The sequence below is a fragment of the Halosolutus amylolyticus genome (assembly GCF_023566055.1).
GTDB classification, from domain to species: Archaea; Halobacteriota; Halobacteria; order Halobacteriales; family Natrialbaceae; genus Halosolutus; species Halosolutus amylolyticus.
Genome location: NZ_JALIQP010000001.1, coordinates 1,266,621 through 1,279,823 on the forward strand (window position 1 = coordinate 1,266,621; position 13,203 = coordinate 1,279,823).

At 66.5% G+C, this 13,203-nt stretch carries 12 protein-coding genes; 4 read left to right on the top strand and 8 right to left on the bottom strand.

Translation table 11 applies throughout. The features are described from left to right. Positions 1–199 precede the first annotated feature (199 nt). Both MUN73_RS06180 and MUN73_RS06185 read left to right on the top strand, forming a co-directional pair. Positions 200–1,423, top strand: coding sequence for a molybdopterin molybdotransferase MoeA (locus MUN73_RS06180; RefSeq protein WP_250139555.1), 1,224 nt, complete (start codon positions 200–202; stop codon positions 1,421–1,423). Further along, positions 1,420–2,085: a nucleotidyltransferase family protein gene (locus MUN73_RS06185; protein WP_250139556.1), complete on the top strand. Its 666-nt coding sequence runs from the start codon at positions 1,420–1,422 to the stop codon at positions 2,083–2,085. The genes MUN73_RS06180 and MUN73_RS06185 overlap by 4 nt, the downstream gene beginning before the upstream one ends. A 56-nt stretch (positions 2,086–2,141) precedes the next feature. Here the strand turns inward: MUN73_RS06185 and MUN73_RS06190 are convergent, their stop codons facing one another. Together MUN73_RS06190 and MUN73_RS06195 are read right to left on the bottom strand one after the other, a co-directional pair. After that, positions 2,142–2,948, bottom strand: a complete 807-nt coding sequence (locus MUN73_RS06190) for a hypothetical protein (protein ID WP_250139557.1) — start codon at positions 2,946–2,948, stop codon at positions 2,142–2,144. Between the two features lie 175 nt (positions 2,949–3,123). Beyond that, on the bottom strand, positions 3,124–3,309 hold the full coding sequence (locus MUN73_RS06195) for a 30S ribosomal protein S17e (protein ID WP_250139558.1): 186 nt from the start codon (positions 3,307–3,309) through the stop codon (positions 3,124–3,126). A 314-nt stretch (positions 3,310–3,623) separates the two neighbouring features. Here MUN73_RS06195 and MUN73_RS06200 point away from each other — a divergent pair, with 314 nt between their 5' ends. Next, complete coding sequence (locus MUN73_RS06200) at positions 3,624–3,866, top strand: DUF7979 domain-containing protein (protein ID WP_250139559.1); 243 nt, start codon at positions 3,624–3,626, stop codon at positions 3,864–3,866. A gap of 73 nt (positions 3,867–3,939) precedes the next feature. On the opposite strand, the gene MUN73_RS06205 is transcribed toward MUN73_RS06200, so the two are convergent. The 5 genes from MUN73_RS06205 to MUN73_RS06225 form a co-directional block, all read right to left on the bottom strand. Further along, complete coding sequence (locus MUN73_RS06205) at positions 3,940–4,887, bottom strand: DUF8073 domain-containing protein (protein ID WP_250139560.1); 948 nt, start codon at positions 4,885–4,887, stop codon at positions 3,940–3,942. A gap of 238 nt (positions 4,888–5,125) precedes the next feature. Continuing rightward, positions 5,126–5,320, bottom strand: coding sequence for a 30S ribosomal protein S17e (locus MUN73_RS06210; RefSeq protein WP_250139561.1), 195 nt, complete (start codon positions 5,318–5,320; stop codon positions 5,126–5,128). A 196-nt stretch (positions 5,321–5,516) separates the two neighbouring features. Further along, positions 5,517–7,310: an archaea-specific SMC-related protein gene (locus tag MUN73_RS06215; protein ID WP_250139562.1), complete on the bottom strand. Its 1,794-nt coding sequence runs from the start codon at positions 7,308–7,310 to the stop codon at positions 5,517–5,519. After that, positions 7,307–7,957, bottom strand: a complete 651-nt coding sequence (rdfA, locus tag MUN73_RS06220) for a rod-determining factor RdfA (protein ID WP_250139563.1) — start codon at positions 7,955–7,957, stop codon at positions 7,307–7,309. The genes MUN73_RS06215 and rdfA overlap by 4 nt, the downstream gene beginning before the upstream one ends. 469 nt (positions 7,958–8,426) lie before the next feature. Beyond that, complete coding sequence (locus tag MUN73_RS06225; RefSeq protein WP_250139564.1) at positions 8,427–9,725, bottom strand: amidohydrolase family protein; 1,299 nt, start codon at positions 9,723–9,725, stop codon at positions 8,427–8,429. A gap of 154 nt (positions 9,726–9,879) precedes the next feature. Between MUN73_RS06225 and MUN73_RS06230 the strand changes: the two genes are divergently transcribed. Continuing rightward, on the top strand, positions 9,880–11,235 hold the full coding sequence (locus tag MUN73_RS06230; RefSeq protein ID WP_250139565.1) for a dihydroorotase: 1,356 nt from the start codon (positions 9,880–9,882) through the stop codon (positions 11,233–11,235). Positions 11,236–11,308: 73 nt separating this feature from the next. Here the strand turns inward: MUN73_RS06230 and MUN73_RS06235 are convergent, their stop codons facing one another. Next, entirely contained in the window at positions 11,309–13,030 is a 1,722-nt protein-coding gene (locus MUN73_RS06235; protein WP_250139566.1) for an inositol monophosphatase family protein, read from the bottom strand. Positions 13,031–13,203: the final 173 nt, after the last annotated feature.

The window sequence follows — 13,203 nt, forward strand, 5'->3', positions numbered from 1 at the left end:
ACCAGGACGGGGTCGGCGATCGGCGGTAAATAGTTACAGCAATCCGTATGACTCCCCGATCGGGTCGAGTTCCCGTCCGATGCGATCGGCGACGGGCAGTGATTCGATCGGCGCATCTCTCCGACCCGCCAGTGGGCCGGGATTCCCGCTTTCCTGCCCGGGGAACACTATTTTTACGACCGTCTCGAAACGGATTGGTATGGGACACGATCAAGAGGACCTGCTCTGGCGCGAGGACGCCGTGGCGCAGGTGCGTGCCGTCCGCCGCGACGTCCAGGCGTCGCTCGGGACCGAATCGGTCCCCCTCGAGTCGATCGCCGGGCGCGTCGCGGCCGAGTCAGTCGTCGCCGATCGGGACGTTCCCGAGCGGGACTTCGCGACGATGGACGGGTTCGCGTTCGACGCGACCGACCCGTACCCGCTTTCGATCGTCGAGGGGGAGGTCTATCCGGAGGCCGACCCGCCGTCGATCGCGTCCGGCGAGGCGGTCCGCGTCGCGACGGGCGCACCGATCCCGGAGGCGGCGAACGCGGTATTGAAACGGGAGGAAGCGGTCGTCGAGGACGGAACGCTGCGCGGCCCGGATCTTACCCCCGGCACCTACACCTACGAGCGCGGGAGCAACGTGAGCGAGGGGGAGGTCCTCGTCGACGGCGGGGAACGCCTCTCGGCCAAGGACGCGATACTGCTGGGCGATCTCGGGCGGGATCGACTCCGTGTCAGGGACCGATTCTCGGCTGGCCTCCTCGCGACGGGCACGGAGATCCACGAGGGCCGGTCTCGCGACCTCGATTCGCCCATGCTCGCTGGACTCGTGCGCTCGTGGGGCCACGAGGCGACCGTCGAGGGGTCCGTCCCCGACGAGTACGATCGGGTCGAGTCGGCGATCGAGCGCCTCGCGGCCGAGTACGACGTCGTGATCACGACGGGCGGAACGAGCGTCGGCCACAAGGACCACGTCGTCCGCGCGCTCGATGCGCTCGGTTCGGTTCGCTTCCACCGGGTTCGGCTCCGGCCCGGGAAGCCGATCGCGCTCGCAGAGTTACCCGACCACGACGCGGTCGCGTTTGCGATCCCGGGGAAACCGATCGGCGCGCACACCGTCGCGACGCTCGTGATGCGCCCGTTCTTCACGGGGAACGCGACGACGCCGACGCTACGTGCGACGATGGATCGATCGGTCTCGCTCGGTCCCGACGGCTTCGACTACGCGATTCCCGTCCTGCTGTCGGACGACGATGGGACGCGAGCGATGCCGCTCGGCCATCGCGACTCGCCGCTCCGGGTGTACGACGAGCAGTTCGACCCGAGCGTCCTGTCCTCGAGCACGCGCGCGAGTCGTGCGGACGGACTCGTCGTCACTCGAGAACCGCTCGAAGCGGGAGTGAACGTCGACGTCGTCCCGTATCCGGTGCTCGAATGACCCGGGAGACGCTTCCGGTGGTCGACCCACCGCCGGTCGCGGAGACCGACCCGGACGCCGCCGTCCAGGGGATCGTCCTGGCGGCGGGGACCAGCAGTCGGTACGGACCGGCGAACAAGTTACTCGACCCCCTCGACGGCGACCCGCTGGTTCGGCACGCGGTCGCGACGCTCGTCGACTCCCGACTCGACGCGGTCGCGGTCGTCCTGGGACACGACGCCGATCGCGTTCGGGCGGCGCTCGAAGCGTACGACGACGAGGTCCGATTCCTTCGCAACGAGGACTACGAGTGCGGGCAGAGCACGTCGGTTCGGGCGGGCGTCGCGAGGGCTCGCGAGACGGGCGCCGACGCGGTCCTCTTCGCCCTCGGCGATATGCCGTCCGTTTCTCCGGCGACGATCGATACCCTCGTCGCTGCCTACGATCGCGGATACGGGTCGGTGCTCGCGGCCGGTTACGACGGGTCCCGGGGCAACCCCGTCCTGTTCGGTTCCCGGCACTTCGACGCGCTCGCGTCCGTGTCGGGCGACGTCGGCGGCCGCGACGTCCTCCGACGGGCGTCCGACGCGGCGGTCGTCGAGACGGGCGATCCCGGCGTTCTTCGCGACGTCGATCGGCCGGCCGACCTGGAGCGCGTGACTCGCGATTCGGACCCCTCGTAGACTGGCGGCGCGACACGCCCCACTCGATCGCCCTGGTTCAGTCGACGACGGGCGCGTTACGGTTCGTCCGCTTCCTCCGCGAGGTAGAGGCTTCGGCGAAGGAGCAGCGGCATGAGCGTCCCCGTCCCCATGATCTCCGTCTCCGACCGGTCCCCGTCGCTCTCGGACCGCCGGACCCGGTAGGAGTCGAGTTCGTTCCGGTTGTCGGTCACGCGTTCGATCACCTGGAGTACGTCCCCGGTCATCTCGTCCCGGTAGGTCGTGCCGGGTTCGACGCCGATGACCGGGACGTCCGCCGGCCAGTCCCAGTCGAAGTCGCGAACGTACTGTCCGAACTGCCAGACGAGATGCTCGAGATCGGTGTCGTCGTCGGTCACCTCCACCGCGAGGTGTTCGAGTTTGCGATCCCAGTAGTCGATCACGCAGGCCTTGAGATCGTCCTGTAACGTCTCCTCGACGAGCCGTTTTTCGATCGGATACCCGATCTCGATGCCGACGATCGCGTGGTGGTCGAGGTGCGTGAGACAGCGCTGACACTCCATCTCGTAGACGGGGATGCGCAACGGGTTTTCGACGGAGAGATGGGCCATCTCTTTGCCACAGTTCGGACACCAGAGAAACAGGACCCCGCTATCGACGGTCGTGAGTTCATCGAAGACGGTCAAATCGTCAAACGCCTTCTCTCCGGGCAACGAGTCCGGCTCCGCCGGGTCCTCGCTCGGCGTGGTGGCGTTTGCGAACTGTGCCAACTCGTGGTCTTTCAGCAGGGACTTGATGACCGAATCGTGCGACGAGTGCGATTCCGCGTCCCGTATCTCCTCCAGTTGCTCTTTCGTCCACTCCCGTATCCTGATCGTGGCCATTGACTATACGCTCCGTAGAAACACAGATAATTGTTTCTCCCGTTTACCGCGGCGCACGTGGCGGCAGTGGGTCTGTTGATCCTCGCACGTGGCGGCGGGGTCTGCTGATCCGATCCGTGTCATCGGATCCGTGTCATCGTTGTCGATTCGATCTGCCGTCGACGCGATCGTCGGCTCACCGTGCGTCGTCGCGCTTTCGAGTGACGTAGCCGGCGATCCGATTTCGTACGCGCTTCGATTCGACGTCGGTGAGCTTCTCCACCTGGTACTTGTTCTCCTCGAAGTCGGCCGAGAAGACGTCCGGATACCGATCGAGAAGCGTGTCACCCACGCTGATGATGTGCTCCGAGTCGTCGAGCATTCCTCTGTGTGAGTGTGCGTGCCAAACACAATAACGTTTGCCAAACGATCACAGACGTGACTCGCCGTGCGAGTTCCCGTCCGGCACAGTGCGATCGCGACCCGCTTCGACGGTCCAGACGACCGTCGTGTCGCGGCCAGTACCCGTCCCGGTCACTGCTGTACACGTATTCACCACGCTCCGTGTACTGACCGGGTTCGGTGCCCTCCCGTCCGTCGATCGGTACGAGCGAGTCCGACGACGGTCGCGATCGGTTACCGGCGCCGGTATCTTGATTAGCCGGGACCGACACTGTATGAGTGGTAGCAAGTAGCATGAATGCCCGAGTCACCGTTACCAGGATCGAATCGATACCTTCGTCGCTCGACGTTCGACACATCGACGAACTCTCGGAGCGGGCCAGGGATTGCTTCTATCGGGTGGTCTCCGAGGGCACCCCCGTCGCCGTCGACGCGGACGTCGAGGCGGAACTCGCCCAGTACGACGTCGTCAAATTCACCGAGTACTATCGCGTCTCGCTGACCAGTTCTCACGCGAGCGGTCACGTTACCGCCTGAGCGTCGTGGATCGATCGGTGACGGTATGTCCCGCCCGGTACGCGGAACGTCTCGGCGTTTCGACCCCGCCGCATCACTCGCCCGTCGCTCGCTCGTCTCGAACCCGCCGCGCCACCTCGGAGACGGTCACGTCGTCGCGAGAATCGCCCAGTCGACCGGTGACGAACCCGATACCCCCGAGTTCGTTCAGCACCCGTCGCGTCTGCTCGTACTCGAGGTCGAGCGCGCGGGCGACCTCGGAGACCGTTCGTGACCGGTCGAGAATCTCCGTCAGCGATGCGACCGTCAGGTCTCGCGGAACGCCGACGCCGTCGGTGACGAGCGGGTCGTCCTCCTCCCCGTCCGCGTTCGCCAGGATCTCCGCGATCGATCGATCACCGAACGCCGAGTCAGCTGGGGGTCCGGTCGGTGACTCGTCGTCCCCCTCGGCGTCGTCGCCCGTCGTCTCGCTGTCTGTCGTCGGCGGTTCGCCGTCCGTCGTCCGATCGTCCCCCGCATCGGTTGCGTTCGCTCGATCGCTTCCCCCACGGTCTCCGCCCTCTGGCTCGTGTATGTCGTGTTTGACCATGTACCGGCGGACGGTTTCGGACGTGACGTCGACGCCGAGCGCCGCGGTCATGGCCGGGAACGAATCGTACTCCTCGTAGACTGCGCGGAGCGCGTCCGGGTCTTTGTACGCCGCCTGGCCGTTTCCGGCGTCGGCCGTTCCGCCTGGCGTTTCACCTCCCGCGAGCGAATCGACGGCGGTGCCGTCGAGACGCGATTCGTCACTCGTGGTCGGGATCGAGAACTCGAGCGTTACCTCGACGGCTCCGTCGGTCAACTCCGTGTCGGTCGCCTCGATCGTCACGTCGTCGGTCACACTGTCGTCGTCGACGATCGGGACCTCGATCTCGACGCAAGCGATAACCTCGTCCGCGTGCGCATCCGTGTCCGGAATCGCGACCGATCGCACGTCGTGCAGTTGCTCGAGATCGGCGAGAATTCCGGCGAACTCCCCGATCGCTGCGCTAACGACCATATGCTTTGTTACCTAGTACCATACAACGTGCTGGTGGTACAGGAAACATTTTCCCGTTTCTGGCGAGTGGGCGCCCTCCCGTTCGACTGGATCCCGTGAAACCGCCCGTCGGCCGGTTTTACGTCTCACGACGGCCGCTCCCGGATCCGTCCGAAACTGGTTCGGCGGGTTATAGTAACAACTGAAACGATTCACACCTGATGGCAAAGCTGCCTTGCGATCAGGTGTACAGTGACTTTCAGTGGCTACTACACTTCGACTGTTTCTTCCGGGTGATGTAGCCGGCGACGCGATTCCGGAGGCGGTTCGAACCGACGGCGGTCGTGTTCCGGACGACCTGCTTGTTCGCGCTGAATTCGGTCGTGAACGCGTTCGGATACTGCTTGAGGAGGCGATTACCGATGTCCATGACGTCGTTGGGATCGGATGTCATTCGACACCGTCCGTTCCCCCGAGACGAGAATAAAGGCTTTGCTCGCGGCGTCTCTCGTGGGCTATCGAAAACACGGTCGTCGCTCGCAGCCGTCCGGTTCGGAGCGGGCGGCGTCATACGGACTACTGTAAGTCATTTCCGGTGCAACCGCGACCGCCCCTGCGGTTGCACCGGTAAATCGTTACAGCAGACCGTATCAGTCCGCGTCGATCGACTCGCGACTCGCGACCGACCACGCCGTCGGATCGATCGTCCGCCCGTCGCCGGTCGTGTGTTCCGGATAGGTGGTGAACACGAGGTACTCCGTCCGTTCGTCCAGGTACTCGACGAGCGTCCGCAGGTTCTCGTCCGCGAGGCTCCCGACGCCGTCGACGAGCATGATCGGCACGGCTTCGTCGACGTCGAACGACTCGTACCCCGCGAGTGCGGCGATGAACCCGATCAGTTCGAGTTCCCCTTCGCTGAGCGCGTCGAGGTCCGCTTCGCGCCCCTCGCGGGCCACCACGAGGTCGAAGTCGCCGGTCAGGTGCGCCGACTCGAACCCGGTTTCGAAGCGCTCGCTGATCTCCCGGATCGAGTCGCTGAACTCGTCGCGTGCCTGCTGTTTGATCTCCTGTTTGCGGTTGCGGAGGTCCTCGATCTCCTCCCGGATCGCCGCCCGCTCGTCTTCCAGCACCTCGATCTGGTCGGCCCGGGATTCGAGTTCCTCGAGTTCGTTCCGCGCGTCTTCCAGTTCCGCCTCCCGGTACTTGATCTCGCTTTCGACGTCGGTGAGCCGATCGACCTGCTCGTCGACCGTCTCGCTGAGCCGCTCGACGCGCTCGTCCGCGCGCTCGAAGCGGTCCCGGGTCTCCGCGAGGCTCTGTCGCCGATCGGCGAGTTTCTCTTCGAGGTCCTCGATCTCGGTCTCCAGGTCCCGTTTCCGCCGCCGCGCCTGGGCGCGTTCCTCCCGTCGCGCCTCGAGTTCCTCCACCCGGTCACGGTGGGTCTCCAGCTGGGTTCGCTTCTCGGTGATCTTCTCCCCGAGCGCGTCCAGTCGGTCCTCGAGGTCCGCCCGGTCCACGTCCGTCCCGCAGGTCCAGCAGACGACGGCGTCACCGGTGAGTTCCCGGTTGACGTCGGTGATGAGGTCGATCCGGTTCTCCTCGAGGACCATCTCGTTGGCCGAGTAGACGGTTTGCAACACCTCCAGGACCCGCTTTGCCTCCTGGCGGTTCTCGCGGGCCGCCTCGAGTTCGGACTCGACGGTATCGTCGTCCTCGATCTCGATGTCGTCGAGTTCCGCGCGACGATCCTCGAGCCGCGTTTCGATGCGGTCGATCGTCTGCGTGAGCCGTTCGAGTTTGTTCTTCGCCTGACTGCGTTCCGACTGGGCCTGGCTCAACTCGCCCTGGACCGAATCGGATTGGTCGTCTACGTCGCCGGCGGCGTCCGCCAGTTCCTCGCGGCGATCGCGGAGATCCTCGACGTCGCGCTCGAGTTGGGTTACGCGCTCCTGGATCGCGGGGAGTCGTTTGCGCGCCTCCCTGGCCTGTGCCAGTTCGGAGTCGATCCGCTCGCGCTCGCGCTTGCGGTCTGCGATCTGTGCGTCGATGTTCTGGAAGTCGAGCGGCCGTAGCAACACGTCTTCCAGGTTCTCCCCCGCTCGAACGGCCCGGCGCACCTCGTTTCCCTCGCCGAGACAGGCGAACAGCGCGGTCCGGGCGACGTCGTACTCGGACTCGAGGTACGGCGTGCCCTCGGCGTTCACGACGCCGTTCGACCGGCGGAGTTCGACGTCGACGGTCTTTTCGGGGGTCTGAAGATGGACGCGCCCGCGGTCTTTCCCTTCCGTGAGCGTCGTCGCCGTTCCGAGGGCGGTCTTGAGTGCCTCGATGAAACTCGATTTCCCCTGCCAGTTCGATCCCTTGACCGCGTTCAGTCCCGGTTCGAGTCGTGCGCTGCCCTCGTAGATGCCGGCGATGTTCTCGATGTCGATGTCCCAGGTCATGCGTGTGTCTCCGTGTTCGCGCTCGTCTCGCTGTGCTCGTCGCAAACGTAGCCGCGGTCGAGCGCCACCTCGAGCGGGACTCGCGTGGGGCACTCGTCGCATCGCAGGTGAATCTGGACCTCGACGGACGACGAGTCCGTCCCGGCGAGTTCGCCCTTCGTCGCGAGCGACGAGAGCGCCTCGTCGACCTTCTCGGTGACGACCTCCCGGGCCACGGCGACGCTGTCGCGCTCCCAGTCGGTGCGAGCGCCCGATCGATCTTTGCTCCCCTCCAGGCAGTCGTTCAGGTGGGTCCGCATCGTCCCCCAGGACACCATGTCCTCGAGGAGGGCCTCGCCGTCGATTCCGGCCGCGGAGAGCCGTTCTGTCGTCTCCTCGCGGACCAGGTCGTCGTCGCCGGTCAACGCCTCGTAGTCGGCGTCGATCCGCGCCTCGTGGGCCTCCCGCCCGTGCTCGTCGTAGACTCGCTTGAGGAGTCGCTTGTTGAACCACTCGGTCAGGCGCCGATAGCCGACCTCGGAGTGTCCGTCGTCCCCCGTCCAGCGCGCGAGCAGGCCGTCGTGTAGCGACTCGTGGCGAGGATCGGCCGTCTCGAGATCGTAGCGATCGATCGTCGCGTCGACCTTACACCCGTATTCGGGAGCCATCGGTCGAATCTATCGTCCGGGATCTTATAAGCCTGACTATGCGTATACGGCCCGTTGGCGGCCGCTGGCTCCGATTGCTGGCGACAGCACGGTTCGAAGATCGCCCCCGATCCCTACCACCTGGCACACTATCGTCGGCGGACGGTTCGCCCACCGTAATTCACACCCTTAGGGTGTATATTCTGGCCGCAGGTCCACCGATCGCGCCCGGCCGATCGAAATCACGCCCTAAGGGTGTATATTCGATCGCGGGACGCGGGGTCGGAGCGACTCGCCGCGTCTCGGGCCCGTCCGTCAGCGCCTGCCGGCGGCGTCCGTCGGCGTGTACGCCTCGACGACGCGTTCGCCACTGGACTCCGTTCCGGGTGCAACCGAGACCGGGCGCAGAGAAGAGTCGATCGCGTACGGACGGCCGATCCGCTGGCGGGTCGAACGCGCGAAAACGGGTACCTCTGGCGATTCCCGGACGTCAGATCCGGTCCCACAGGTCGGCGCTCGCGGCACCGACCGCCGCCATGTCCTCGCCGTCGACGGCGTGGACGCCCTCGCCGCGCTCGTAGACGACGTCCCCGTCGACGATCGTCCGGGTGACGTCGGCCCGACTCGCCGCGCTGACGACGTAGTAGGGCGCGCTCTCTCGCAGGACCGGGTTCGGCCCGAGATCCAGGGTGACGAAGTCGCCCCGCTTCCCCGTCTCGATGCTCCCGATCCGGTCGTCCATCCCCATCACGGCCGCGCTCCCGATCGTCGCCCACTCGAGCGCCGTCGCCATGTCGAATCCGCTCGGGTCGTTCTGCTTCAGTTTGTGGATCCCGACGGCGGTCCGCATCGTCTCGAACATGTCGGGATCCCAGCCATCGTCTCCGATGCCGATCGTCACGTCCTCGTCCTGCATCTTCTCGACGTTCGCGATCCCGACCGCGTTGTTCGTGTTCGAGTAGGGGTTGTGCGCCACGGCGACGTCGTTCTCGGCGAGGATCTCGATCTCCTCGTCGGTCGCGTGGACGCAGTGTGCGGCGATGACGTCGGCGTCGAAGAACCCCATCGACTCGAGCGCGTGGACCGGGCGCTCGCCGTACTCCTCGATCGATCGGTGGACGTCGACCAGCCCCTCTTCGAGGTGGAGCTGGATCGGCCGATCGTCCGCGGTCGCGCGATCGACGCACTCGCGGACGACCTCCTCCGGGTTGGTAAACAGCGTGTGGAGGCAGTAGTGGCCGGTCACTCGATCGTACTCACCTTCCTCCTCGTCGATGAACCGTCGATTCTCGTCGAGGCCCGCCATGGCTTCGTCCCGCGAGTTCCGCGCCGTGGTCTCGAACGCGATCAGGCCGCGGATCGGCGTCTGGGCGACGCCGTCGGCGACGGCGTCCAGCCCACCCGGGAGGGTGTTCGGCCCGGAGTAGTTGTCGCAGAAGGCGGTGACGCCGCCCTCGAGCATCTCTTTGCACGACCCGAGCGCCGAGAGGCGCGCGTCCGCCATCGTGAACGCTTCGTCTACTTCCCACCAGATGTCGACCAGCGCCTCGTAGAAACTCCGCGGCGACGCCTCGAGCGGCGCACCCCGGATCGGCAGCGCGTACATGTGGGTGTGGCAGTTGACTAGCCCGGGGATGACGACCTCCGAACGCGCGTCGACGACATCCTCGCCCGACGCGAATCCGTCCGCGACGTCGACGATTTCGCCGTCCTCGACGACGACGTGTACCTCCTCTCTGACCTCGCGCTCGTCGTTCATGGTGACGAGCGTCCCTGCGTTGAGTATCACAACGTGTGACTCTCTATCAACCCCCAAAAAACTATCTCCAGTCCGTCTCACTTCGGACCGGAAACGGGGGGCTACGACGGAGCGTCACGCCAGGGGCCGGACAGTGCCGAATCGACCTGAACTGTTATGAGACTCCCGCATGAGTGTACGAACCATGACGGACTGTCTCGTGGAGAACGCGCGGATCGTAACGGACGCGGGCCTCCAGCGCGGATCGATCGCGACCGAGGACGGGTCGATCGCGGCGATCGGGCCGGACCTGTCTGCGTCCGGGGCCGACGCCGAGACGGTCGTGCAGGCCGACGGGATGGTCGCGCTCCCGGGCGCGATCGACGTGCACACGCACATGCACGACGCGGGCCTGTTCCCGGACGACATCGACATCGGGACACAGACCGCGAGCGCCGTCGCGGGCGGGGTGACGACCGTCGTCGAACTCCCGACGCAGACGCCCGTGACCACGCCCGCCGCGCTCCGGGAGAAACGGGCCCGGTGCGAGGACCGGGCGCACGTCGACTTCGGACTCGTCGCCGGGAACTTCCAGGACGGCGACGTCGACGTCGAGGGGTTCCTCGAGGCCGGCGTACCCGAGTTCAAGACCTTCACGGCGGAGCCGTACCGCGCGGACGACGCGGCGATCCTCGACCTCATGACCGAGGTGGGTGCCGCCGGCGGCACGGTCCGCGTTCACTGCGAGTCGCAGGCGATCCTCGACGACGCGCGAGCGCGACTCGACGGAACCGATCCCGAGCTGTATCCACAGTCGCGCCCGCTCGAGGCCGAACTCGAGGCGATCGGCCGCGTGGGGTGGCTCGCGGAGTACGCGGACTGCCCCCTGCACGTCGTCCACATCTCGAGCGGGAGCGGCGCTGCGGTCGCCGATCGATTCGCCTCCCGCGCGAACGTCCCGGTGACCCTCGAGACGTGTCCGCAGTACCTCGCGTTCTCCGCGGACGACGTCGCGGACAGGGGGCCGTTCCTGAAGGTCAACCCGGGGCTGAAGTCTCCGGACGAGGTCGATCGGCTCTGGCAGGCGGTCCGGGACGGCACGATCGATCTCGTCGCGACGGATCACTTCCCGACCCATCGCGAGGATCGCGAGCGGGGCTGGGACGACATCTGGGTCCCCTACGCGGGCTTGCCGGGCGTCGAGACGATGCTCGAGTTCCTCGTCAACGAAGGTGTTCACGAGGGGCGGCTTTCGTGGCCGCGACTCCTCGAACTCGTCTGTGCCCGGCCCGCACGCGAGGCCGGGTTTTTTCCGCGAAAGGGCTCGCTCGCGGTGGGGACTGACGCCGACCTCGTCCTGCTCCGGAACGAGGGGTACGAGGTCTCGGCGGAGGACCTGGCGTACAACGGCGGGTGGACCCCCTTCGAGGGGCGGACCTGGAACTGGCGGGTCGATACGGTCGTCGCCGACGGATCGATCGCGGCACGCGATCACGACGTGCTCGCGGAACCCGGTGACGGCTCGTTCCTTCCGCGGGGGCCTCGCGTCTCGACCGGGTAATGGATCGGGCAGTCGAGTGACGGACCCGTTGGCCGAGCGACGGAACGGACGGCCGATCGGCGGAGCGGGCGAGTTAGTCGGTCGCGCTCGAGGCGGAGGGCTGGAGCGTCTCCGCGTCCTGGAGGTGTGCGAGCAGCGTCTCGTGGAGCGGGCCGTTCGACCCGAGCAGTTCGTTTCGCGCGTCGATCGGGCCGTTCGGATCGTAGGGGTCGCCCGCGGCGTTCGTCACCGTCGCGCCGGCCGCCCGGGCGACGACGAGGCCGGCGTTGACGTCCCACGGGTAGGTGTCGTACTCCCAGACGGCGTCCGCGCTGCCGGCCGCGAGGTAACAGAGGTTCAGCGCGGCCGACCCGAGTCGGCGGACGCCCCGCGCTTCGTGATAGCTGTGCGAGAGGAACGTCCCGTCGGGATCGTACCCCGAGAGGAGCATGCACTCGTCGAGGCTGGTCCGATCGGTCGTCGAGAGGGGTTTGCCGTCGAGCGTCGCTCCCTCCCCGCGGATCGCGCTGAACATCTCGTCCGTTTCGGGGGCGTACACGACGCCGACGACGGGGTCGTCGTCCTCGAGGAGGGCGATCGAGACCGAGTAGTTGGGATTCCCGTGGGCGAAGTTTCCGGTCCCGTCCAGCGGGTCGATCGACCACGTGTACTCGCTCGCGCCCGTCCGCTGGACGGTCTCCTCCGATCGGATGCCGTGGTCGGGAAACTCGCTCTCGATGACCGTCGTGATGATGTTCTCGGCCTTGTAGTCCGCCTCGGTGACGATGTCCGACTTGTCGGTCTTGTACTCGATCGACTCCGTCTGTCCGTGGAGTTCACGAAGCGGGGGCCCGGTCGCGCGGGCGGCTTCCGTGGCGACCCGTCTCGCTCGCTCACGGAGATCGGACTCGCGTTGCTCCTGGGGCCCGCGAGATCCCACGTGCACCGTGCCCGTATCGTCCTTGCCGTCGCGGACGCCCCAGCCGAGTTTCTCCGAGACGGAGGTGAAGAAGTCGTCGTCGTAACTCGTGGTCACGACGTGAGCCCGCGTCTCGGCACCCTCGATCGTGACGATGGCGTCCTCGTCGAGCGTCGTCTGGGCGCGGCCGCCGTCGACGAGCAGGTTCGCCGGGCCGCCCGAGGCGACGCGAACGGTCGTGTCCGCGTCGACGACGAGGGGACGGACACCGAGCCGGTGGGTGTGAAGCGGCACGATCTGGAGCGTGGCGTTGTTCTTCGGGTAGTGAATCGGACCGCCGGCGGAGAGCGATACGCCGGTCGAGCCCGTCGGCGTCGAGACGGCGAGACCGCTCCCCTCGTACTGGCCGATGAACTCCTCGTCGGCGAACACCTCGAGGCGCGTGATCTTGCGCTCGACCGGGTCCTCCGGCGGCACGTGTTCGATCATCACGTCGTTGATGCCCGTACAATCGACGCCGTCGGCGTCGACGTGTAACTGCTGGCGCTGATCGATCGTCGCCGTTCCGTCGACGGCCTCGGTCAGCGCGTCGGTGAGGTCCGCCGGCGAGATGCTCGCGAGGAAGGCGAGCGTGCCGGCGTTGATCCCGAGGATCGGGATCCGTCTGGGGCTGAACTGCCGGACGCCCTCGAGGTAGGTGCCGTCGCCGCCGAGGGTGACCCCGAGGTACTCCGTTCCGGGGTCGTAGACCGGGTCGATGTCCTCGCCCACGTCGACCGCGTGGACCGGCAGGTCGCGTTCGCGACCCCACCGTTCGATCGTTTCGAGTTCCTCGTCGCTGTCGGGGCTGACGAGGACGATGAGCGCTTCCGTCGTGGCCAGTCGTCGTCCAATCATGGCTGTACTCGGTGCTAACCGACTCCGGCAACCGTTCCGCTGCGAGCGGACGGTGTCCTGTGGGTAGTTAGCACCCACCAGTCACGATGGGAGAGTCGACTATAAATATTCGGTGCTGTGTGGCCGGTGTGGCGGCCGCTGTGTCGGTTCCCACGCGATCTGTCGGTGGCAAC

Bases quoted from the DNA above. Each gene is read 5' to 3' on its own strand.
- rdfA (WP_250139563.1), bottom strand. From the start codon at position 7,957: ATGGCTCCCGAATACGGGTGTAAGGTCGACGCGACGATCGATCGCTAC.
- MUN73_RS06230 (WP_250139565.1), top strand. From the start codon at position 9,880: ATGACGGACTGTCTCGTGGAGAACGCGCGGATCGTAACGGACGCGGGC.
- MUN73_RS06195 (WP_250139558.1), bottom strand. From the start codon at position 3,309: ATGCTCGACGACTCGGAGCACATCATCAGCGTGGGTGACACGCTTCTC.
- MUN73_RS06205 (WP_250139560.1), bottom strand. From the start codon at position 4,887: ATGGTCGTTAGCGCAGCGATCGGGGAGTTCGCCGGAATTCTCGCCGAT.
- MUN73_RS06235 (WP_250139566.1), bottom strand. From the start codon at position 13,030: ATGATTGGACGACGACTGGCCACGACGGAAGCGCTCATCGTCCTCGTC.
- MUN73_RS06210 (WP_250139561.1), bottom strand. From the start codon at position 5,320: ATGACATCCGATCCCAACGACGTCATGGACATCGGTAATCGCCTCCTC.
- MUN73_RS06200 (WP_250139559.1), top strand. From the start codon at position 3,624: ATGAATGCCCGAGTCACCGTTACCAGGATCGAATCGATACCTTCGTCG.
- MUN73_RS06215 (WP_250139562.1), bottom strand. From the start codon at position 7,310: ATGACCTGGGACATCGACATCGAGAACATCGCCGGCATCTACGAGGGC.
- MUN73_RS06180 (WP_250139555.1), top strand. From the start codon at position 200: ATGGGACACGATCAAGAGGACCTGCTCTGGCGCGAGGACGCCGTGGCG.
- MUN73_RS06185 (WP_250139556.1), top strand. From the start codon at position 1,420: ATGACCCGGGAGACGCTTCCGGTGGTCGACCCACCGCCGGTCGCGGAG.
- MUN73_RS06190 (WP_250139557.1), bottom strand. From the start codon at position 2,948: ATGGCCACGATCAGGATACGGGAGTGGACGAAAGAGCAACTGGAGGAG.